The organism is Methylocystis sp., assembly GCF_051061285.1.
Taxonomy (GTDB): Bacteria; Pseudomonadota; Alphaproteobacteria; order Rhizobiales; family Beijerinckiaceae; genus Methylocystis.
The window spans coordinates 203,815-222,097 of the sequence record NZ_JBPFEA010000024.1; the positions used below are offsets into that span (position 1 = coordinate 203,815).

Below are 18,283 nucleotides of genomic sequence, written 5' to 3' on the forward strand. Positions count from 1 at the left end.
ATCGCAACAATCCCCCTATCCGAACCCGGAACGAGATCGACATGCTGCTCTATAATACGCCGCTCGCGCCCAATCCCAGACGCGTCCGCATTTTTCTGGCTGAGAAAAACGTCACGATCCCCGTTCGTGACGTCAACCTGATGGCGCAAGAGCATAAGAGCGAGGCCTATGCGCAGATTAACCCGCTCAACGAGGCGCCGGCGCTCGTGCTCGACGACGGCGCGACGCTCACCGAATCCGTCGCCATCTGCCGCTACATCGAGTCGCTTTACCCGGAGCCGCCACTCTTTGGCCGCGACGCGCGCGAACAGGCCTTTGTCGAGATGTGGCAGCGCCGGGTGGAATTCCGCCTGTTCACGCCGGTGGCGCTGGCCTTTCGCCACAGCCATCCGGCGCTGGCGCGGCTCGAATCGCCGCAGCTGCAGCAATTGGCCGAGCATCAGCGGCCGCGCGCGCAACAGATGATGCGCTTTCTCGATGGGGAACTCGCCGCGCGGCGCTTCATCGCCTCCGACGACTTTACGATCGCCGACATCACCGCCATCGTCGCCATGGACCTGACCAAGGCCGCGCGGGTCGACATCCCTCAAGATCTGCCGAATCTTTCGCGCTGGCGCGCGGACGTCTCGGCGCGTCCGAGCGTCGTGCCGTAATGACGCGGCGCTCGCCGAGCAGGAAGCTTGAGGAGATCACGGGGCGCATCCGCGCCTGCCGTCTCTGCGCCGAAACGCCTGAGGGCGTAGAGCTGCCGCATGAGCCGCGGCCGGTGCTGCGCGTCTCGTCCACCGCGCGGCTTTTATTAGCGAGCCAGGCGCCCGGCAATCTCGTCAATCAGACCGGCGTTCCCTTCAACGATCCCTCCGGCGATCGGCTGCGCGACTGGATGGGCGTCGATCGCGAGACCTTCTACGATGTCTCGCGCATCGCCATCGTGCCGATGGGCTTCTGCTTTCCGGGTTACGACGCCGCCGGCGGCGACCTGCCGCCGCGTCCCGAATGTCGCCCGCGCTGGCACGACTCGCTATTCGCCGCGCTACCGCAGATCGAAACGGTCGTCGCGATCGGGCGCTATGCGCATGACTATCATTTCGCCCGTCTCGGCCATGCGCTGCCGAGAGGCGCGAGCGTTTCAGAGATCGTCGCGCGCTGGCGCGAATTCCAGAATACGACGCCGCTGATCTTTCCCCTCCCCCATCCGTCCTGGCGCAACAGCGGCTGGCTGAAACGCAATCCCTGGTTCGAAGCCGAGGCGCTGCCGGCGCTGCGCGCCGAGGTCGCGCGGCTCGTCAAAACATGAGACAAGGCCCGGGTGACAAGCGTAATCATCGGAGACGGCGCGCGGCGGGTTGAGATCGGCAACGATTTGCCTTTGACGCTCATCGCCGGCCCCTGCGCACTGGAGAGCCGCGATCTGGCGCTCAAGGTCGCCGGCGAACTCGCCGCGATCGGCGCGCGACTGAAGATCGGCGTCGTCTTCAAGGCCTCATTCGACAAGGCGAATCGCACGAGCGCCGCGGCGCGTCGGGGCGTCGGGCTTGAGGCCGCCCTGCCGATCTTCGCGGAGATAAAGGAGAAGACCGGCCTACCCGTGACAACCGACGTGCATGAGGCGGGGCAATGCGCGCGCGTCGCGGAGATTGTGGACCTTCTGCAAATACCCGCCTTTCTCTGCCGCCAGACCGATCTCATCGTCGCCGCGGCGAAAACCGGACGCCCGGTCAATATCAAGAAGGGTCCGTTCCTGGCGCCCTGGGACATGGTCCACGCCGTCGAGAAAGCGCGTGAGGCCGGCGCCGCCGACGTGCTCGTCACCGAGCGCGGGACGAGCTTCGGCTATAATGCGCTTGTCGCGGACATGCGCGCCCTGCCGATCCTGAAGGAGACCACCGGCGCGCCCGTCGTCTTCGACGCCACGCATGCCGTGCAGCAACCGGGCGGACGAGCGACGTCCTCAGGCGGCGAGCGGCGTTTCGTTGCAACCCTCGCCCGCGCCGCCGTCGCCGTCGGCGTCGCGGCGCTTTTCATCGAGACGCATCCCGATCCGGGCGCGGCGATCTCGGACGGCGCGACGCAAGTCCCGCTCGGCGAGCTCGAAACAATGGTCAAGGAGCTGATGGCGTTCGACCGTCTGGCGAAAAAGCCCGTCTAAAGCGAGGCGGAGCAATTCCTATGCGCCTGTCATTCCTCCGAGAGGCCAAAGGCTTGATCGGGAGGGCGTCGGCATTAACCCGCCTCCGCATAATCCGTCAGCCAGCCGACGGCGATGATGACAAGGCCCATGCCCGCGAAAAAGGCGAAGGCCGGCTTGACGCTGAAAATATCGGGAAGAAAAGCGACGGCGATGAGCGCCGGGCCGACGATCCTTTCAACCCAGCCATGGAGCGTGAAAGCGAGCCGCCGAAACACGCCGAGCGGAAATTTCGTCACGAGCGTCATCGCCAGATGCACGCCCGCGAGCAGCCAGGCGAGCTTCGCCGGCAGGCCGCCGAAACCAAGGACGCTTGGCGCGGCGAGGAAAATCAACACCGTCAGATAGTCGAGATAGCCATGCAGGCGCGCCGTGAGTGGTTTCATTGTGGTTTCCCCGCGTTGGCGGCGCGGATCGGCCGCCTTCTCCTCTCGTTAGCTCGCGGCGCGGAGGCCGTCTGTCATCTTGATTACAGATCGACGGGCTTTTCTTTCGCGAGGGATTGCAGCGCGAGATGATTGACGCAGATAAGGTCGCGCCGATAGTCGAGCGCGCCCCGCCGCCTCAACCCGTTCATCATCCGCGTCACGACCGGGCGGCTCGCATGGACGAGGTCGGCGATGTCCTGCTGCGTGAGCCTGATTTCGAGCGAATAGCCATGCGGGCAAGGCGCGCCGAACGCCTGCACAAGCTCGCCCAGTGTTTCGATCAGCCGCGCGGCGACTGTCTTGGTCTGGCGGTCGATCAGCCTGCGCTCGGCGCGTTCCCGCGACGCCTCCAGTCCGGCGCTGAGGAAGCTCGAGAACGATGGGCTTTTCGCGACGAGACGCTCCACGTCCAAAGGGGTGATGAAAAAAACGCGCGCGTCGCCGATGGCGTTCGCGCTGTGCGCCGACGCTCTTGCCCGCGACACGCGCCCGAAGAGTTCGCCGGCGCCCGCGATGGCGAGCGTGATCTGCGCGCCACTTTCCGCGACATGCGAAAGCCTGACGACGCCCCGCATCAAACAATAGAGAAAGCCCGGCTCCTCGCCTTGCCGATACAGCATTTCGCCGTCGGAGAGCTCCGCTTCCCGCAGAGAAGGCGCGCAGAGCCGCCACTCGGCGATATTCTCTTCCGACAGCATGTCGTTCCCCGGCGCTTCCGCCCGACCGCGCATCCTATCAAAATCGAAGCTGCACAAACCATCCTGCTCAAGAGACCGTCTGGCGATGGCGATCCGCTAAGCCTTGCGCGCAGCCAACGGATCGTCGAGCAGCGCGCGATCGATCGTCACGAGACGCAACGCCTCGATTTTGCATTGCGCCAGTGGCTACCCGTAGCCACCTGGTCAAGCCGGCTCCCGCTGGTCGCCCCGTATGAACTTTCCTAATTAAGAGATTACGGTTAAAGATCCTTATTGCTCAGGCGGGGGTCATGGCGCTCAATCCTTTCGATGACCAAGGCGACAATTTCAAAGCCAAGGCTGCCGCGACCTATGGCTTGATCATCGCGGCCAATGTCTTGGCCTGGACTTGGGCGTGGACAGCCTTTTCCGATCGACCGGGTTTGATGGGGGCCGCCGTTCTGGCCTTTATGTTCGGGCTTCGCCACGCCTTCGACGCCGATCACATCGCCGCCATCGACAATGTCGTCCGCAAATTGATGCAGGACGGCAAGACTCCGTATTCGGTCGGATTTTTCTTCTCGCTCGGCCACTCCACCTTCGTCGCGCTCGCTTCGGTCCTGATGGCGACGGCGGCCGCGGCCATGCAGGGCCAGGCGCATGACTTTCAGGCCTTCGGCGGCGCCATCGGCACGATGGCGTCAGCTTCGTTCCTCATCGTCATCGGCCTTGCAAATCTACTCCTGCTCAGGGGCATCTGGTCGGCCTACAACCGCGCCCGACTTGGCGAACCGGTGCTCGAAGAGGACCTCGACCGTCTGCTCAACGGGCGAGGCGTGTTCACCCGGGTTTTCCGCCCGCTGTTCCGCTTTGTTTCGCGGTCATGGCACATGTACGTCGTTGGATTTCTGTTGGGACTGGGCTTCGACACGGCGACGGAGATCGGCCTGCTCGGCATTTCGGCGGCGCAGGCGGCGCAAGGCATGTCATTTTCGACGATTCTGGTGTTTCCGGCGCTATTCACCGCCGGCATGACCCTGATGGACACCACGGACAGCCTGGTGATGACCGGAGCCTACGGCTGGGCGTTCGACGATCCGCGGAGGAAACTTTGGTACAATCTGGTCATGACCGCGATGTCGGTGATCGTCGCCCTTTTCATCGGCGGCATCGAAGCGCTCGGCTTGATCGGCGATAAGCTCGGCTTCGAAGGCGGTGTTTGGCGCCTCGTTCAAGGGCTTAACGACAATCTTGCCAATTTCGGCTTTGCGATCGCCGCGATCCTGATCGCGAGCTGGATCATCTCCATGCTCTTCTATCGAAGCCAGGCGCAAATGAAGGCGTATCGCGGCGCAGTCGGCATGGACTATCCGGCGCGGCGCTAGAGCGCGGCTCGCGAAAAAGTGGGAACCGGTTTTTCGCACAGAGCGCGCTCTAAACTTTGGGAATCGATCAATTTATCTGCATCTGGGCGATTCCGCCCAAATGCAGCGCGATCTGGGAGTCGTGAACCCCTAGCCTCGCCCCCGGTAAGGCGGCACGCCCTGGTCAGGAAGCCACAGCCCCTCGGGCGGGGCGCCGGTCTGCCAGAAGACGTCGATCGGCATGCCGCCGCGCGGATACCAATAGCCGCCGATGCGCAGCCATTTCGGCGTCATCGCCGCAACGAGATCGCGCGCGATCCGCAGCGTGCAGTCTTCGTGAAAGGCGCCGTGGTTTCGGAAGCTCCCGAGATAGAGCTTCAAGGCCTTCGACTCGACCAGCCATTCGGCGGGGACATAGTCGATGACGATATGCGCGAAGTCCGGCTGCCCGGTCACCGGGCAGAGCGAGGTGAACTCGGGCGCGGTGAAGCGCACGAGATAGGTCGCGTCCTTGTGCGGATTGGGCACGAGATCGAGTTCGGCCTCGTCCGGCGAAGCCGGCAGCGCGGCCGTGCGGCCGAGCAGCGCGGCGCCCTTATGAGTCTTGGTCATGCGGGTAACAAAGGCGCGATCGCCGCCGCGTCAAGCGCCAAACGGCTCACGGGTCGCGTGAGTCCGGGCATTCTCCCGCGCGCAAAGTGATCGGATGCGCCGACATCCAGCCGGAGAGAAGGCGGTTCTCGGGGCTCTCGAGCGCCTTCAGCATTTCGACGCGCACGATTTCGAGCCATTTCTCGCGCCGGTCCGGCGTGTTCATCTCCGCCGGCACGGCGATTTCGAGCGCCTTCACGGCGAATTGATAGGGCATGGTGTTCCACAAGGCGACGCCGCCGCGGTCGAGCATCGCCGAGACGTCCTTTTCCGGCATATGCGCGATCTGCTCCTGTTCTGGGATCGGCACAACGCCCGGCATGCCGCTTTTGGGCGCAACGATCGCGACGCCGTTGCGATAAAAGCGATTCTGCTTCACGCCGCCGCGCGCCGCGATCAGATTGCCGCCGATCACAAAGCTGGCGCCTGTGCTGTCGAGCGCGCATTTCAACGTCCGGTCGAAACAATGGCCTGCGCCGACCATCAGGCGGCTGCATCCGGCCTCGACCCAGCGCGCCAGAGTTTCCGGCTTGATGTCGAGCACATAGGCGAGGCCAGGCATGTCCTCGCGCTGATATTCGCACCGCTGCACGAGGCTCGCCGGCCAGCCGAGAAAATCTTCCTGCGCCGGCGCGCAATTGGCTCGGACGGGAGATTTCTCCAAAGTCGCCTTGGCGGCGGCGACATGTTCCGGCGACTGAGCCCAGGCGCCGGCGGGACTCCAAAGCCCCAAACAAAGACTGAAAACGACGCTACGCGCCAATCGTGCTGTGCTTAGGGCCATCCGAACCTCCCGCCGACCTGCGCGCGGGGCGGCGAACGCCCGCTCATTGATCAAGCTCAAGGATAGGGAGGGCCCCTCCCCAGTCAACGGATTTCGCTGGCGCGCCGTCGCGGCGGCGCAGCACAGGCGCCCCGAAAAGCGCCCGGCGGACGCAGAACCTTTTTGCGGCTGAGGCTTTTCGGGACCGCGCAATAGGTCTAAGAAGTCGCGCCGCTCCGCGCCGCATCATGAAGAGGCACCCATGACCGAGATCGTCGACATCCACGCCCGCGAAATTCTGGATTCTCGCGGGAACCCAACCGTCGAGGTCGACGTCACCCTGGAGGATGGCTCTTCTGGACGGGCGGCGGTGCCGTCCGGGGCCTCGACGGGCGCGCATGAAGCGGCGGAAAAGCGCGACGGCGACAAGTCGCGCTATCTCGGCAAGGGCGTGCTCACGGCGGTCGACAACGTCAACGACGAAATCGCCGGCGCGCTGCTCGGCTTCGAAGCTGAGGATCAGGTCGCCCTCGACGAGGCGATGATCAAGCTCGACGGGACGCCGAACAAGTCGCGGCTCGGCGCCAACGCCATTCTCGGCGTGTCGCTCGCCGTCGCCAAGGCTGCCGCAGAGGCGACCGCCCTGCCACTCTACCGTTACGTAGGCGGCGTGCAGGCGCGGGTGCTGCCGACGCCGATGATGAATATCGTCAATGGCGGCGTGCATGCCGACAATCCGATCGATTTCCAGGAATTCATGATCATGCCGACCGGCGCGCCGAATGTGCGCGACGCCATCCGCTGGGGCGCGGAGATTTTCCATACGCTCAAGGCGGCGTTGAAGAAGGCCGGCCTCAGCACCTCGGTCGGCGATGAGGGCGGCTTCGCGCCCAATCTTCCCTCCGCCGAAGCGGCGCTCGACTTCATCATGAAGGCGATCGAAACGGCGGGCTTCAAGCCCGGCGTCGACGTGCATCTTTGCTCCGACTGCGCCGCCACGGAATTCTTCAAGGACGGCAAATATGTCTATGAGGGCGAAGGCGTGACGCGCTCGATCGACGAGCAGGTCGCCTATCTCGCCAAGCTTGCCGACGCCTATCCGATCGTCTCGATCGAGGACGGCATGGCCGAAGATGATTGGGAGGGCTGGAAGAAGCTCACCGACCTTCTGGGCAAGAAAGTGCAACTCGTCGGCGACGATCTTTTCGTCACCAATGTGGTGCGCCTCAACGAGGGCATAAAGTTGGGCGTCGCCAATTCGCTGCTCGTCAAGGTCAATCAGATCGGCACGCTGACCGAGACGCTCGCTTCGGTCGAGACCGCGCACCGCGCCGGCTACACCACCGTCTTCTCGCATCGCTCCGGCGAGACCGAGGATTCGACCATCGCCGATCTCGTCGTCGCGACGAACAGCGGCCAGATCAAGACCGGCTCGCTCGCCCGCTCCGACCGCACCGCCAAATACAACCAGCTCATCCGCATCGAGGAGGAGCTGGGCGACGCGGCGATCTACGCCGGCAAGAGCGCGCTCAAGGCGCTGGCCTAGCGCGAAGCGCCACCCTCTCCCATTGGGAGAGGGTCGGTCCGGAGGACCGGGGTGAGGGGCATGCCCCTTTGCCGACTTGCGTATTTCAGCGGCTCGCATTCGTCAGCGAGCGGCGAGCGTGGTAACCCCTCACCCGGCTGCTCCGCAGCCACCCTCTCCCCTTGGGAGAGGGTTCTCTCGCCCGATGACCATGGAAAAAACCTTCGCTCCCGCCTCAATTGAATCGCGCATCCGCGACGCGTGGGAAGAGGCGCAAGCCTTTCGCGCCGGGCGGCCCGAACGCGCGCGGGCGGCGCCCTATTCCATCGTCATTCCGCCGCCGAACGTCACCGGCAGCCTGCATATGGGCCATGCGCTCAACAATACGCTGCAGGACATTCTGGTGCGCTATCGGCGCATGAAGGGCGACGACGTGTTGTGGCAGCCCGGCACCGACCACGCCGGCATCGCGACCCAGATGGTCGTCGAACGCCAGCTCATGGAGCGCCAGGAGCATCGCCGCGAACTCGGACGCGAGAAATTCGTCGAGCGCGTGTGGGAATGGAAGGCGGAGTCAGGCGGCAAGATCGTCGAACAGCTGAAGCGCCTCGGCGCCAGCTGCGACTGGTCGCGTGAACGCTTCACGCTCGATGAGGGCCTGTCGCGCGCGGTGGTGAAGGTTTTCGTTCAGCTCTATCGCGACGGCCTGCTCTACAAGGACAAGCGCCTCGTCAATTGGGACCCGGCGCTGCACACGGCGATCTCCGATCTCGAAGTGCAGCAGGTCGAAGTGAAGGGCCATCTGTGGCGCTTCAAATATCCGATCGTCGACGACGCTGGGAAAGAGACCGGCGAATATATTGTCGTCGCGACGACGCGGCCCGAGACGATGCTCGGCGATACCGCCGTCGCCGTGCATCCGGAAGACGAGCGCTATACGGCGCTGGTTGGCAAGCGCGTGCGTCTGCCGCTCGTCGGCAGGCTGATCCCGATCGTCGCTGATGAATATTCAGATCCCGAGAAGGGCACCGGCGCGGTGAAAATCACGCCCGCGCATGACTTCAACGATTTCGAGGTCGGCAAGCGGCATGGATTGCCGCTGATCAATGTATTGAACGGTTCGGCGTCACTTTGGCTACGCGAAAATCACGAGTTCATATCGAGTGTCTCTGCGTCTGCTACAACCGATTCTGCCATCGAAGCCCTAGATACGCTTGATAGATTTGAGGCGCGCAAACGTGTCGTAGAAATGATGGAAGAGCGCGGCCTTCTTGAGGGAATCGACGACCACAAACATATGGTCCCCCATGGCGACCGTTCGCACGCCGTGCTTGAGCCGTTCCTGACCAACCAATGGTATGTCGACGCCAAAACTCTCGCAGAGCCGGCGCTCAAAGCAGTCCGCGACGGCCGCACGAGCTTCGTGCCGAAGAACTGGGAAAAGACCTATTTTGAGTGGCTGGAGAATATCCAGCCATGGTGTGTCTCGCGCCAGTTATGGTGGGGACACCGCATTCCGGTTTGGTATGGCCCCAAAAAGAACGACGATGGAACAATTGAGTCGCTCAACAAATACGGCCCCGCGTCGATAGCTGATCCAAATAGCTTGATCAGTTTCATTGAAGAGGATGAGTCTGCGGCACTAGAAGCCGCTAGAGCCTATTACAGCCGTGATGTTAGTGTTGAAGAAGGCTGGATGAATGCGATGACGGCGCAGTTTGACCGTCAAGTAATTCCTATTTGGCGCGACGAAGACGTGCTCGACACCTGGTTCTCGTCGGCGCTGTGGCCCTTCTCGACTCTCGGTTGGCCGGAGAAGACGCCGGAGCTCGCGCGCTATTATCCGACGAGCGCCCTCGTCACCGGCTTCGACATCATCTTCTTCTGGGTCGCCCGGATGATGATGATGGGCCTCTATTTCATGGACGAAGTCCCCTTCCGCGACGTCTATATCCACGCGCTGGTTCGCGACGAGAAGGGCGCGAAGATGAGTAAGTCGAAGGGCAATGTCATCGACCCGCTGCGCCTCATCGACGAATATGGCGCCGATGCGCTGCGCTTCACGCTCGCGGCGATGGCGGCGCAGGGCCGCGACATCAAGCTCTCGACGCAGCGCGTCGAAGGCTATCGCAATTTCGCGACGAAGCTGTGGAACGCCTCGCGCTTCGCGGAAATCAACGGCTGCGCGCGCGTCGCCCATTACGATCCGCGCGCCAATCAGATCACGCTCAACCGCTGGATCATCGGCGAAGCGGCGCGCACAACGGCGGACGTGAGCGCGGCGATCGAGGCCTATCGTTTCAATGACGCGGCGAACGCCGTCTATCGCTTCGTCTGGAGCGTCTTCTGCGATTGGTATGTCGAACTCGCCAAGCCGCTGCTGCAAGGCGCCGACGGCGCTGAAAAGGACGAGACGCGCGCGACGACCGCCTTCGTTCTCGATCAGATTTATGCGCTACTGCACCCGTTCATGCCCTTCCTCACCGAGGAGCTTTGGGCGATCAAGGGCGCGGACGGTCCCAAGCGCGAGACGATGCTGGCGCTCGCCTCGTGGCCCTCGCTCGAAGGACTCGAAGATGCGGAGGCCGAAAGCGAAATCGGCTGGGTCGTCGACCTCATCTCCGAGGTGCGCTCGCTGCGTGCGGAAATGAATCTGACGAGCGAGACGGTGCTGCTGCTGGTCGGCGCAGACGACGCGCTGAAAGCGCGCGCGACGCGCTGGGACGAGACGATCCGCAAGCTGGCGCGCCTCTCGCACATCGGCTTCGCTGAGGCGGCGCCCAAGAGCAGCGCGCAAATTATCGTCCGCGGCGGCGTCGCCGCCATGCCGCTTGAGGGCGTGATCGACCTTGGCGCCGAAAGAGCGCGGCTGGCGAAAGAGATCGGCAAGCTCGAAGCCGAGTTGAAGAAGCTCGACGCCAAACTCGCCAATGAGGGCTTTCTCGCCAAGGCCGAAGAAGAGGTGATCGACGAGCATCGCGAGCGGCGCGAAGAGACGGCGGCGCGCGTCGACAAGCTCAATGCGGCGCTTCTCCGACTAAGCTAGCGATCCGCGTTCTCGACGACCCCGACGATCGGCCCCATCGCCGGCATAAAGCGATCGTGGCGCGAGAGCGACGGCGCATAAAGCGCCGAAGCGGCGCCGCCGTCGAGAAACAGCGCGTCCAGACAGTGCAGGCGATCGCGAAAGAATCGCGCGAATTCGTAAAATGTCACCGGCTGATTGGAGATCGCGAAGCGCGCGACATGGCCGTCTTGGACGCACACGCCGTTGCGAAATTTCTGCGACGTTCCGTCCTCATGGATGCGGGGATGAATGCGTCCGCCGACAACGAGCATCGGCCCAGACTGGGTCGCGAACTGCGCGCGCTGGCGGCTCTTCAAGAAGCGCGCCGTTTCGGTCACGCCGGCGCGCGACCCGTCTACCCAGAACACGCCGTTGGGCTTCATGTGAAAATTGCCGGGACCGGGACGCGTATTGGCGCCTTTGAGCGTGCGGCCGTTCTCGACATAGAGGCCGACCGGCGCGCGACTTTCCGCATACATGCCGGCGTTCATGGCGAAGACGAGCGTTTCGCCCTTGTTCGCCAGTTTATCCGCAAGCCGCGAGAAAGAGCCATAGATTTCGCCTTTCTCGTCGCGCAGAAAGAGCCGAATGTCGCCTTTGCGCGCATCGAAGTCGCACACTGTGTAGGCGGCGCCGGCCTGATCGATCTGGGCGCAGGGGCCGGGCTTGGCCGCCGCCCCGGATGCGATAAAAAGCGCCAGCCCTAGCGCCGCGAGCGTTTTTGAAAAGACGCGCATCATGCGCGTCATTAGCTTCGTAACGAGCAAATGCCCTCTCCTTTCTTCCTATCGTCTAAATCACCATCCGGAGGCGCCGACTTTGGGACTATGTCATTCCCGGCAGGCCGCGGGCCTGACCGGGAATCCAGAGCAACGCCATGAATGGCCGGCTTTATGCTGGATTCCCGATCGCGCGCCGCGCGTCGGGAATGACAATTGCGAAAGCTGCGCAGCCGCCCGTTTGAAACGTCGCCACGGCAAGGCTAGATATGCGACGCAGGCGCCGCAAGCGGCAGGTTCCGGAGATCTCATTGTCCCATTCCATCACTGAAGCCGTCGAGGCCGTGGCCCGAGGCGAGATCGTCGTCGTCACTGACGATGACGACCGCGAAAACGAAGGCGACCTCGTCGTCGCCGCGTCGCTCTGCACGCCGGAAAAAATGGCCTTCATCATCCGCCACACGAGCGGGATCGTCTGCGCGCCGCTCACGCTCGAGGAGGCGCGCCGTCTGCATCTTGCGCCCATGGTCGCGGAAAACGACGCGCCGCTCGCGACGGCCTTCACCGTCACCGTCGACGCGCGCCACGGGCTCACCACCGGCATTTCCGCCGAGCAGCGCTGCAATACGGTGCGCGCGCTCGCCAATGGCAATATGGGCGCGAGCGACTTCGTGCGGCCCGGCCATGTTTTCCCGCTGATCGCCAAGGACGGCGGGGTGCTGATGCGCTCGGGACATACTGAAGCCGCCGTCGATCTCTGCAAACTCGCCGGCCTGCCGCCGGTCGGCGTCATTTGCGAACTCGCCAATGACGACGGCACGGTGATGACCGGACGCCAGATCGAGGAATTCGCCCGCGCGCACGACCTCAAACTCGTGTCGGTGTCCGATCTTATCGCGTTCCGGCAGGCGCGCGAAAAGCTCGTCGAACGCGTCGCGACGTTCCCCGTCGACACGGAGGCCGGTGCAATGATCGGCCACGCCTATGTGACGCCGTTCGACAGCGTGCAGCACTTCGCCTTCGTTCTGGGCGCGATCGGCGACGGGCGCGACGTGCCGACGCGCCTGCATCGCGCCGATATCATCTCCGATGTGATGTGCGGCGCGCCGACGATCAAGAAGACTCTCGCGCGCTTCGCCCGCGAAGGGCGCGGCGTGCTCGTCTATCTGCGCGACGGCGCGGCCGGCGTGCCGGCGAATATCGTCGGACGCCAGAAGGACGAGGAGGAAAGGGCGGAGGAAACGCGCAAGCGGCAATGGCTCGACGTCGGCCTCGGCGCCCAGATTTTGAAGGACCTCGGCGTTTCCTCGATCCGTCTGCGCTCCTCGTCGTCAAAGCCCCGCGCCTTCGTCGGGCTCTCGGGCTTTGGAATCGAGATTAGCGCTGTCGAGCCGGTGGAGTGAGCGGCTTTCTCAGCCGCCAGACAAGGACGGCGAAACCGACAAGGAAAAGCGAGGCGACGACGGCGAGGAGAAGGCCCGACTCGGCGGCGGCGATGACGAAGAAAATATGTTCGCCTTCATGCGCCACGCCGTCCGGCTTCCGAATGCTCACGGCGACGACATATTTGCCGTCCTCGGAAAAATCATAATCGAGGGAGAGCGACGCGACGCCATGCGCACGATAGGTTTTTAAAAGTTCGGGCGTCTTGAGGTCGTTTCTCGCCCAATAGAGCCGGGCCTCGATGTCGAGGTCCTTGATGTCCTCGAATTGCGGCGGACGCGTCGGATCGCCCTCGCGCCCGGCAATCTCGATATTCAAATGGGTCGGACCGAAGCTGGGGATTTCCCGGTAATAGCGCTGCGCCGTTCCCTCTTCGTAGGTTTGGGTCGCGAAAAAACCCGTGAGATAGGGGCCGACCGCGAAAACGCCCTTGCAGGCGTCGCCCTTGCAGACGTCCGGCGCGGCGGCGCTCGCCATTAGGCCGGCGCCGGCGAAAAAGGCGATCAGCGCGACGATCAGCGTCCGGCTGAACATTCGAACTTCCTCTCGCCGCCCGAATAGGCGCCCTTGGCGCATAGCGCGTCGACCTTTCACCCTCCCCTCGAGGGGAGGGTGGAGTTCGCGGCTCCTCAGGGCTTCACGCGGCCTTCAGTTTCACTTCGCCCGCGGATGCGCCGAGCGATACGCGTCGAGGAGCCGCGTCTTGTCGACGGCGGTATAAATCTGCGTCGTCGACAGCGAGGCGTGGCCGAGCAATTCCTGGATCGTGCGCAGATCGCCGCCGCGACCCAGGAGATGCGTCGCGAAAGAATGGCGCAGCGCATGCGGCGTCGCGCTCTCCGGCAGGCCGAGCGCCCCGCGCAGGCGCTGGACGGCGAGCTGGATGATGCGCGGCGAGAGCGGCCCGCCGCGCGCCCCCACAAACAGCGGCCCGCCGGCGAGATCATAGGGACAGAGCGCGAGATAAGCTTCGATCGCCGCGCGCACCGGCGCGATGACCGGCACGGTCCGGCTCTTGCCGCCCTTCCCCAGGATCGTGACCCGATCGGCGGCGCCGATCGGCGCCGCGGCGCTCCCGATCGACAGCGCCTCGGAAATTCGCAGGCCGGCGCCGTAGAGCAGCGCCATCACAGCGGCGTCGCGAGCGATCACCCAGGGCTCTCGCGCCTCGCCCGCTCTCTGGTCGGGGTCCACGATGTCGCGGGCGTCGGGCACGGTGAGCGCCTTGGGGAGGCTGTGCGGACGCTTAGGCGGACGCACGGCGCCAAAGACGTCCGTGCGGGCGAGGCCCTTCTTCTCGATGAAGCGCAGAAAATTGCGAATGGCGGCGAGCGCCCGCAGCAGCGAACGGCTTTCCAGTCCGTCGCGGCGACGCTTGGCCATAAAGGCGCGCAGGTCGGCGGGTTGAAGAGACTTAAGCGCGCCGGCATCGGGCCGCTCGCCCGTATGCTGCGCCAGAAATCCCAAAAAATTGGCGAGGTCCCGGCCATAGGCCTCGACCGTATGCCGGGAGGCGCGCCGCTCGCCGGCAAGATAGCGCAGCCATAGCGCCGCTTCCTCGGCGATCGCCGGCGCCGCCTGAAAATAGGAGGCGTCGGGAAGCGGTTTCTGTCGGGGCGCTCTCAGGGACGAATCGCGCATAAGCGACTATCGCCCAAGAAAATGAACGAAGGCGAACGGGGCTATTGGCCCGACTTGATCTCGGCCTTCGCCTTGGTCAGCATCTCGTCCATGGTGCGGCGGATCTGATGCTCGGACTGATTCACGCCCGCCGCCTCGAAATCCTTCATGACCAAAGCCACGACCCGCTCATCGGCGTCGGCGGTCACTTCCGCTGCGACCAAGGCGTCCGCGTAGGCCTGCGCCTCGGCGCCTGTCTTGCCGAGCTTCTCGGCCGCCCAGAGGCCGAGCAGCTTGTTGCGGCGCGCTTCGGCGCGAAACTGCAGCTCCTCTTCATGGACAAAGCGTTTTTCGAAGGAATCTTCGCGCTGGTCGAACGTGCTCATGTCCATCCTCGGCCGGGTTGTTCTTAAATCAGGACTCGGCGATCATGCGCCGCATCGGCGTGGGCTCGATATATGCGTATTCGCGCGCAAAGCCAATGCCGGAAAGCGCGGTCCTGGCCGCGACGAAACCGCCCCTGCCCGCCGCGCGCCACGGCGCGAGCGCGGATATGGCCGCGCGCCGCGCCGAATTGCAAAAAGCGCGCCGATGCGGCTATTTGTCGAGGCAGTAGAGTTTTTCGTCCGGCGATCGGACAAAGCAGGGGCGCTTCATGAAGAAATTTGCATGCGCTGTTTTATTCGCCTTGGCCGTTACGAGCCCGGCCCTGGCCCAGAAAATGTCGAGCGACGACCTCAAATGGATCAATCAATGCATCGGCGATAACAAAGGCGAGGAAGGCGGGACGCCCGCCATTGTCCGCGCCTATTGCATATGCATGAACGAAAAGATGGACGATAACGAAACCCGGTCCGTCACCCAATGGGAAAAGGCCAATCCTGAAGCCCGGCAGGACTGCGAGAAACAGGCCGGCTGGAAATAGCATAAACGCCAAGGCCGCTTCTGTTTACGGCATCGTTCTTGGTCCCGATGTGTATTTCCCACGAGCCGCCATACGCGCCATAAGCGTCGCAGGGGCGAGCGGGCGCGGTCGGAAAATCGCCGACCAGATGCTCAAATTACGTGCGCCGGCGGGTGCGAGAGGAACCGACACGGCGACGGCGCCGCCGGGCCGCCGCCCTCTCAGTTTCATTGTATCGTCTTTCCCTTTGCGATAGAGTGCCCTGTCGGCTTGTCACTGGCCGCCAAAGACGCTACGACCGCCGGTGTTCGCGGCAGGGCGCACGCCCGCCGCCGCTCCCTGAGAGCCGCCCAAAGGCCGGCATGCGTTCACACTTCGGAGGAGCGACGACCCGCCAGATGGACTTCCTCAAGCCCCGGTTGATCCCAATGAACCGCCGACGCCGCATCTACGAGGGCAAGGCCAAGGTCCTCTATGAGGGCCCGGAGCCCGGCACTTTGATTCAGCATTTCAAGGACGACGCCACAGCCTTCAACGCGAAGAAACATGAGGTGATCGACGGGAAGGGCGTGCTCAACAACCGGATCTCCGAATATATTTTCCAGCATTTGAACAGCATCGGCGTGCCGACCCACTTCATCCGCCGGCTGAACATGCGTGAGCAGCTCATCCGCGAGGTGGAGATCATCCCGCTCGAAGTCGTCGTGCGCAATGTCGCGGCCGGTTCGCTCGCCAAGCGCCTCGGCATGGAAGAGGGCACGCAACTGCCCCGCTCCATCATCGAATTCTACTATAAGAACGACGCGCTCGACGACCCGATGGTGTCCGAGGAGCATATCACCGCCTTCGGCTGGGCGACTCCCCAGGAGATCGACGACGTCATGGCGCTCGCCATCCGCGTCAACGACTTCCTCTCCGGGCTCTTTCTCGGCGTCGGCATCCGCCTCGTCGACTTCAAGATGGAGTGCGGTCGGCTTTGGGAAGGCGACATGATGCGAATCGTCGTCGCGGACGAGATTTCGCCCGACAGCTGCCGGCTGTGGGATATCAAGTCGAACGACAAGCTCGACAAGGATCGCTTCCGTCGCGACTTGGGCGGGCTGGTCGAGGCTTATACCGAAGTCGCGCGCCGTCTCGGCATTATGCAGGAAAACGAGACGATCCGCACCGGCGCGCCGAAGCTCGTGCAGTAGCCGGCGCCGCGGGCGCTGGGCTGCCTTTTGGGATAAGGCCGCGCAAACAGAAAAGCCGCGTCGGCTGAAGCCGGAACGCGGCTTTGTCGCATCCGGGGCGCGGAATTATCTCGTGCGCGGCGATCCGACCGCTCGTCAAAGCGCCCCGCCCGCCAAGATTCGATGCTGGTCAAAACCACCAACGGCGCTTCTTCGGCGGAACAGGCGGGGCATCGACGCCAGACACCGACGCTTGGCCAAACGACGCCTCCAAGCCTTGCGACAGGATAAAGCGCACGATCACGCCGATCGTCGCCGCTAACGGCACGGCGATGAGCAGACCGACAAAGCCGAACAGATAGCCGAAGGCGGCGATGGCGAACATCACCAGGAGCGGGCTGAGATTGACGCGCTGGCCGACGAGGCGGGGCGTCAACGCATTATCATCGAGCAATTGTCCAGCCAGGAATATCCCCAATATGAGCGGAATCGTGCTCCAGTTTGGCCAGAATTGAAGAAGCGCAACGCTCACCGATAGGACGACGCCGGTCAGCACGCCCAAATAAGGAATAAAACTGATCAGCCCTGCGGCTATTCCAATCAGATAGGCATGATTGAGCCCGATCAATTCCAGCGCCGCGGCATAATACACAGCGAGAACGAGGCAAATAATCCCCTGGCCGCGTAGAAAGACGCTGATCGTCTCATTGATCTCGGACGCCAGAGCCCGCACGGTCTCCCGCCGCGTCGGCGGAATCATCTTGTCGAGCGCCGCGATGATTTGGTCCCAATCAATCAGCAGATAGAAGGTGACGATTGGCGCGACGACGAGCAGGGAGAAGATCGACGCCAATGCGCGGCCGTCCGACCATAGCCGGCGCAAGAGGTGTGCGCTCAGATGGGCGCCGAGAGTAGTCAGTTCTCCTGACGATTGCCGAGCTTCGCTGAGCCCCTCGCTGATGAGCTTGCGCATCCATGGCCGGCCCGGATCTGTCGCCAATGTTTGCAATTGCGTCAGATAGCCGGGGAGCTTTTCGATGAAAAGCGCGATCTCCTCGCCGATGATCGGCGTGAGAACAACGATCAAAGTGATGATGACGCCATAGAAAAGACTGATGATTCCGAGCGCCGCGACGCCGCGACCCAATCCGAAGCGCTCGAGCCGAGTGACGAGCGGATCGAGTAGATAAGCCAGAGCAATCCCGACCAAAAAGGGCGTCAGGATTTCGCGTAACAGGACAACCGTTCCGGCGATGATGACAGCCGTCGCGATCCAGAAAATCGGTAGACGTTGAAGATTCATGGCTTGATCTTACTCCCCGGAATGCTGACCCCGAACGCCTTCAGAAAAAAGGCCGAACGCAACCTCGCCGAGACCGATGGCGATCTGGTGAATATCGGCGAAAATGAGATTGCGTGTTTGCGTGGCCCCCACTAACACTTCTCCATTCAGCTTGGACCTCAGCCCATGAAAGCCCGCGTCGTCGTCACTCTCAGATCCGGCATTCTCGATCCGCAAGGCAAGGCGATCGAGGGCGCGCTGAAGTCGCTTGGCGTCGAAGGCGTCGCCAGCGTGCGGCAGGGCAAGGTGTTCGACGTGGAGTTCGACGGCGATGACGCGGACGCCGCGAAAGCTCAGTTGCAAACCGCCTGCGAGAAGCTGCTCGCCAATACCGTGATTGAAAACTACCAGATCGATGTGTGACGCGATATATGGCAGTCGGGCATTCGGCATTCGGCATTTGGAATCGCTTTCAGACTG

General features: G+C 63.3%; 20 protein-coding genes. 11 read left to right on the forward strand and 9 right to left on the reverse strand.

Annotated elements, in window-relative coordinates:
* Positions 1 to 41: 41 nt before the first annotated feature.
* From ACR65T_RS08630 to kdsA, 3 genes are read left to right on the forward strand one after another with little or no spacing between them, the layout of a single operon-like run.
* Entirely contained in the window at positions 42 to 653 is a 612-nt protein-coding gene (locus tag ACR65T_RS08630; protein WP_434496188.1) for a glutathione S-transferase family protein, read from the forward strand.
* Positions 653 to 1,297: a uracil-DNA glycosylase family protein gene (locus ACR65T_RS08635; protein ID WP_434496098.1), complete on the forward strand. Its 645-nt coding sequence runs from the start codon at positions 653 to 655 to the stop codon at positions 1,295 to 1,297. Before ACR65T_RS08630 ends, ACR65T_RS08635 begins: the two co-directional genes overlap by 1 nt.
* Before the next feature lie 12 nt (positions 1,298 to 1,309).
* A complete protein-coding gene (gene kdsA / locus ACR65T_RS08640; protein ID WP_434496099.1) occupies positions 1,310 to 2,149 on the forward strand; it encodes a 3-deoxy-8-phosphooctulonate synthase in 840 nt (279 codons plus the stop codon).
* 74 nt (positions 2,150 to 2,223) lie between these two features.
* Here kdsA and ACR65T_RS08645 read toward each other — a convergent pair whose 3' ends face one another.
* Positions 2,224 to 2,574: a hypothetical protein gene (locus ACR65T_RS08645; protein ID WP_434496100.1), complete on the reverse strand. Its 351-nt coding sequence runs from the start codon at positions 2,572 to 2,574 to the stop codon at positions 2,224 to 2,226.
* Between the two features lie 83 nt (positions 2,575 to 2,657).
* Positions 2,658 to 3,347 carry a Crp/Fnr family transcriptional regulator gene (locus ACR65T_RS08650; RefSeq protein ID WP_434496101.1) on the reverse strand — a complete coding sequence of 230 codons (690 nt, stop codon included), beginning with the start codon at positions 3,345 to 3,347 and terminating at the stop codon, positions 2,658 to 2,660.
* A 257-nt stretch (positions 3,348 to 3,604) separates the two neighbouring features.
* Between ACR65T_RS08650 and ACR65T_RS08655 the strand changes: the two genes are divergently transcribed.
* Entirely contained in the window at positions 3,605 to 4,678 is a 1,074-nt protein-coding gene (locus ACR65T_RS08655) for a HoxN/HupN/NixA family nickel/cobalt transporter (RefSeq protein WP_434496102.1), read from the forward strand.
* Positions 4,679 to 4,807: 129 nt separating this feature from the next.
* Here ACR65T_RS08655 and queF read toward each other — a convergent pair whose 3' ends face one another.
* A complete protein-coding gene (gene queF / locus ACR65T_RS08660; RefSeq protein ID WP_196401552.1) occupies positions 4,808 to 5,269 on the reverse strand; it encodes a preQ(1) synthase in 462 nt (153 codons plus the stop codon).
* 46 nt (positions 5,270 to 5,315) lie between these two features.
* A complete protein-coding gene (locus ACR65T_RS08665; protein ID WP_434496103.1) occupies positions 5,316 to 6,092 on the reverse strand; it encodes a hypothetical protein in 777 nt (258 codons plus the stop codon).
* A 241-nt stretch (positions 6,093 to 6,333) separates the two neighbouring features.
* Between ACR65T_RS08665 and eno the strand changes: the two genes are divergently transcribed.
* Positions 6,334 to 7,617 (forward strand): phosphopyruvate hydratase, encoded by a 1,284-nt coding sequence (eno, locus tag ACR65T_RS08670; RefSeq protein ID WP_434496104.1) that lies wholly within the window; start codon positions 6,334 to 6,336, stop codon positions 7,615 to 7,617.
* A gap of 190 nt (positions 7,618 to 7,807) precedes the next feature.
* Complete coding sequence (locus ACR65T_RS08675; RefSeq protein ID WP_434496189.1) at positions 7,808 to 10,642, forward strand: valine--tRNA ligase; 2,835 nt, start codon at positions 7,808 to 7,810, stop codon at positions 10,640 to 10,642.
* On the opposite strand, the gene ACR65T_RS08680 is transcribed toward ACR65T_RS08675, so the two are convergent.
* The gene (locus tag ACR65T_RS08680; RefSeq protein ID WP_434496190.1) at positions 10,639 to 11,400 is read right to left on the reverse strand and encodes a phosphodiester glycosidase family protein; all 762 of its coding nucleotides are present in this window, start codon (positions 11,398 to 11,400) and stop codon (positions 10,639 to 10,641) included. The genes ACR65T_RS08675 and ACR65T_RS08680 overlap by 4 nt on opposite strands.
* 251 nt (positions 11,401 to 11,651) lie before the next feature.
* Between ACR65T_RS08680 and ribB the strand changes: the two genes are divergently transcribed.
* Positions 11,652 to 12,785 carry a 3,4-dihydroxy-2-butanone-4-phosphate synthase gene (gene ribB / locus ACR65T_RS08685; protein WP_434496105.1) on the forward strand — a complete coding sequence of 378 codons (1,134 nt, stop codon included), beginning with the start codon at positions 11,652 to 11,654 and terminating at the stop codon, positions 12,783 to 12,785.
* Here the strand turns inward: ribB and ACR65T_RS08690 are convergent.
* The 3 genes from ACR65T_RS08690 to ACR65T_RS08700 form a co-directional block, all read right to left on the reverse strand.
* Entirely contained in the window at positions 12,760 to 13,359 is a 600-nt protein-coding gene (locus tag ACR65T_RS08690) for a hypothetical protein (protein ID WP_434496106.1), read from the reverse strand. The genes ribB and ACR65T_RS08690 overlap by 26 nt on opposite strands.
* Positions 13,360 to 13,479: 120 nt before the next feature.
* Positions 13,480 to 14,466, reverse strand: coding sequence for a tyrosine recombinase XerC (locus tag ACR65T_RS08695; protein ID WP_434496107.1), 987 nt, complete (start codon positions 14,464 to 14,466; stop codon positions 13,480 to 13,482).
* Positions 14,467 to 14,507: 41 nt separating this feature from the next.
* Entirely contained in the window at positions 14,508 to 14,831 is a 324-nt protein-coding gene (locus ACR65T_RS08700) for a DUF1476 domain-containing protein (RefSeq protein WP_123177435.1), read from the reverse strand.
* Positions 14,832 to 14,875: 44 nt separating this feature from the next.
* On the opposite strand from ACR65T_RS08700, the gene ACR65T_RS08705 reads away from it, so the two are divergent.
* The 3 genes from ACR65T_RS08705 (at position 14,876) to purC (ending at position 16,542) form a co-directional block, all read left to right on the forward strand.
* Positions 14,876 to 15,061, forward strand: coding sequence for a hypothetical protein (locus ACR65T_RS08705; protein ID WP_434496108.1), 186 nt, complete (start codon positions 14,876 to 14,878; stop codon positions 15,059 to 15,061).
* 39 nt (positions 15,062 to 15,100) lie between these two features.
* Entirely contained in the window at positions 15,101 to 15,370 is a 270-nt protein-coding gene (locus ACR65T_RS08710; protein ID WP_434496109.1) for a hypothetical protein, read from the forward strand.
* A 377-nt stretch (positions 15,371 to 15,747) separates the two neighbouring features.
* The gene (gene purC, locus ACR65T_RS08715; protein WP_014892432.1) at positions 15,748 to 16,542 is read left to right on the forward strand and encodes a phosphoribosylaminoimidazolesuccinocarboxamide synthase; all 795 of its coding nucleotides are present in this window, start codon (positions 15,748 to 15,750) and stop codon (positions 16,540 to 16,542) included.
* 169 nt (positions 16,543 to 16,711) lie between these two features.
* On the opposite strand, the gene ACR65T_RS08720 is transcribed toward purC, so the two are convergent.
* Positions 16,712 to 17,824 (reverse strand): AI-2E family transporter, encoded by a 1,113-nt coding sequence (locus ACR65T_RS08720; RefSeq protein WP_434496110.1) that lies wholly within the window; start codon positions 17,822 to 17,824, stop codon positions 16,712 to 16,714.
* 165 nt (positions 17,825 to 17,989) lie between these two features.
* On the opposite strand from ACR65T_RS08720, the gene purS reads away from it, so the two are divergent.
* Positions 17,990 to 18,226: a phosphoribosylformylglycinamidine synthase subunit PurS gene (gene purS, locus ACR65T_RS08725; RefSeq protein WP_434496111.1), complete on the forward strand. Its 237-nt coding sequence runs from the start codon at positions 17,990 to 17,992 to the stop codon at positions 18,224 to 18,226.
* Positions 18,227 to 18,283: the final 57 nt, after the last annotated feature.

Coding starts and splice junctions, on each gene's coding strand:
- ACR65T_RS08630 (WP_434496188.1), top strand. CDS start 42: ATGCTGCTCTATAATACGCCGCTCGCGCCCAATCCCAGACGCGTCCGC.
- ACR65T_RS08635 (WP_434496098.1), top strand. CDS start 653: ATGACGCGGCGCTCGCCGAGCAGGAAGCTTGAGGAGATCACGGGGCGC.
- ACR65T_RS08645 (WP_434496100.1), bottom strand. CDS start 2,574: ATGAAACCACTCACGGCGCGCCTGCATGGCTATCTCGACTATCTGACG.
- ACR65T_RS08650 (WP_434496101.1), bottom strand. CDS start 3,347: ATGCGCGGTCGGGCGGAAGCGCCGGGGAACGACATGCTGTCGGAAGAG.
- ACR65T_RS08655 (WP_434496102.1), top strand. CDS start 3,605: ATGGCGCTCAATCCTTTCGATGACCAAGGCGACAATTTCAAAGCCAAG.
- queF (WP_196401552.1), bottom strand. CDS start 5,269: ATGACCAAGACTCATAAGGGCGCCGCGCTGCTCGGCCGCACGGCCGCG.
- ACR65T_RS08665 (WP_434496103.1), bottom strand. CDS start 6,092: ATGGCCCTAAGCACAGCACGATTGGCGCGTAGCGTCGTTTTCAGTCTT.
- eno (WP_434496104.1), top strand. CDS start 6,334: ATGACCGAGATCGTCGACATCCACGCCCGCGAAATTCTGGATTCTCGC.
- ACR65T_RS08675 (WP_434496189.1), top strand. CDS start 7,808: ATGGAAAAAACCTTCGCTCCCGCCTCAATTGAATCGCGCATCCGCGAC.
- ACR65T_RS08680 (WP_434496190.1), bottom strand. CDS start 11,400: ATGCGCGTCTTTTCAAAAACGCTCGCGGCGCTAGGGCTGGCGCTTTTT.
- ribB (WP_434496105.1), top strand. CDS start 11,652: ATGCGACGCAGGCGCCGCAAGCGGCAGGTTCCGGAGATCTCATTGTCC.
- ACR65T_RS08690 (WP_434496106.1), bottom strand. CDS start 13,359: ATGTTCAGCCGGACGCTGATCGTCGCGCTGATCGCCTTTTTCGCCGGC.
- ACR65T_RS08695 (WP_434496107.1), bottom strand. CDS start 14,466: ATGCGCGATTCGTCCCTGAGAGCGCCCCGACAGAAACCGCTTCCCGAC.
- ACR65T_RS08700 (WP_123177435.1), bottom strand. CDS start 14,831: ATGAGCACGTTCGACCAGCGCGAAGATTCCTTCGAAAAACGCTTTGTC.
- ACR65T_RS08705 (WP_434496108.1), top strand. CDS start 14,876: ATGCGCCGCATCGGCGTGGGCTCGATATATGCGTATTCGCGCGCAAAG.
- ACR65T_RS08710 (WP_434496109.1), top strand. CDS start 15,101: ATGAAGAAATTTGCATGCGCTGTTTTATTCGCCTTGGCCGTTACGAGC.
- purC (WP_014892432.1), top strand. CDS start 15,748: ATGGACTTCCTCAAGCCCCGGTTGATCCCAATGAACCGCCGACGCCGC.
- ACR65T_RS08720 (WP_434496110.1), bottom strand. CDS start 17,824: ATGAATCTTCAACGTCTACCGATTTTCTGGATCGCGACGGCTGTCATC.
- purS (WP_434496111.1), top strand. CDS start 17,990: ATGAAAGCCCGCGTCGTCGTCACTCTCAGATCCGGCATTCTCGATCCG.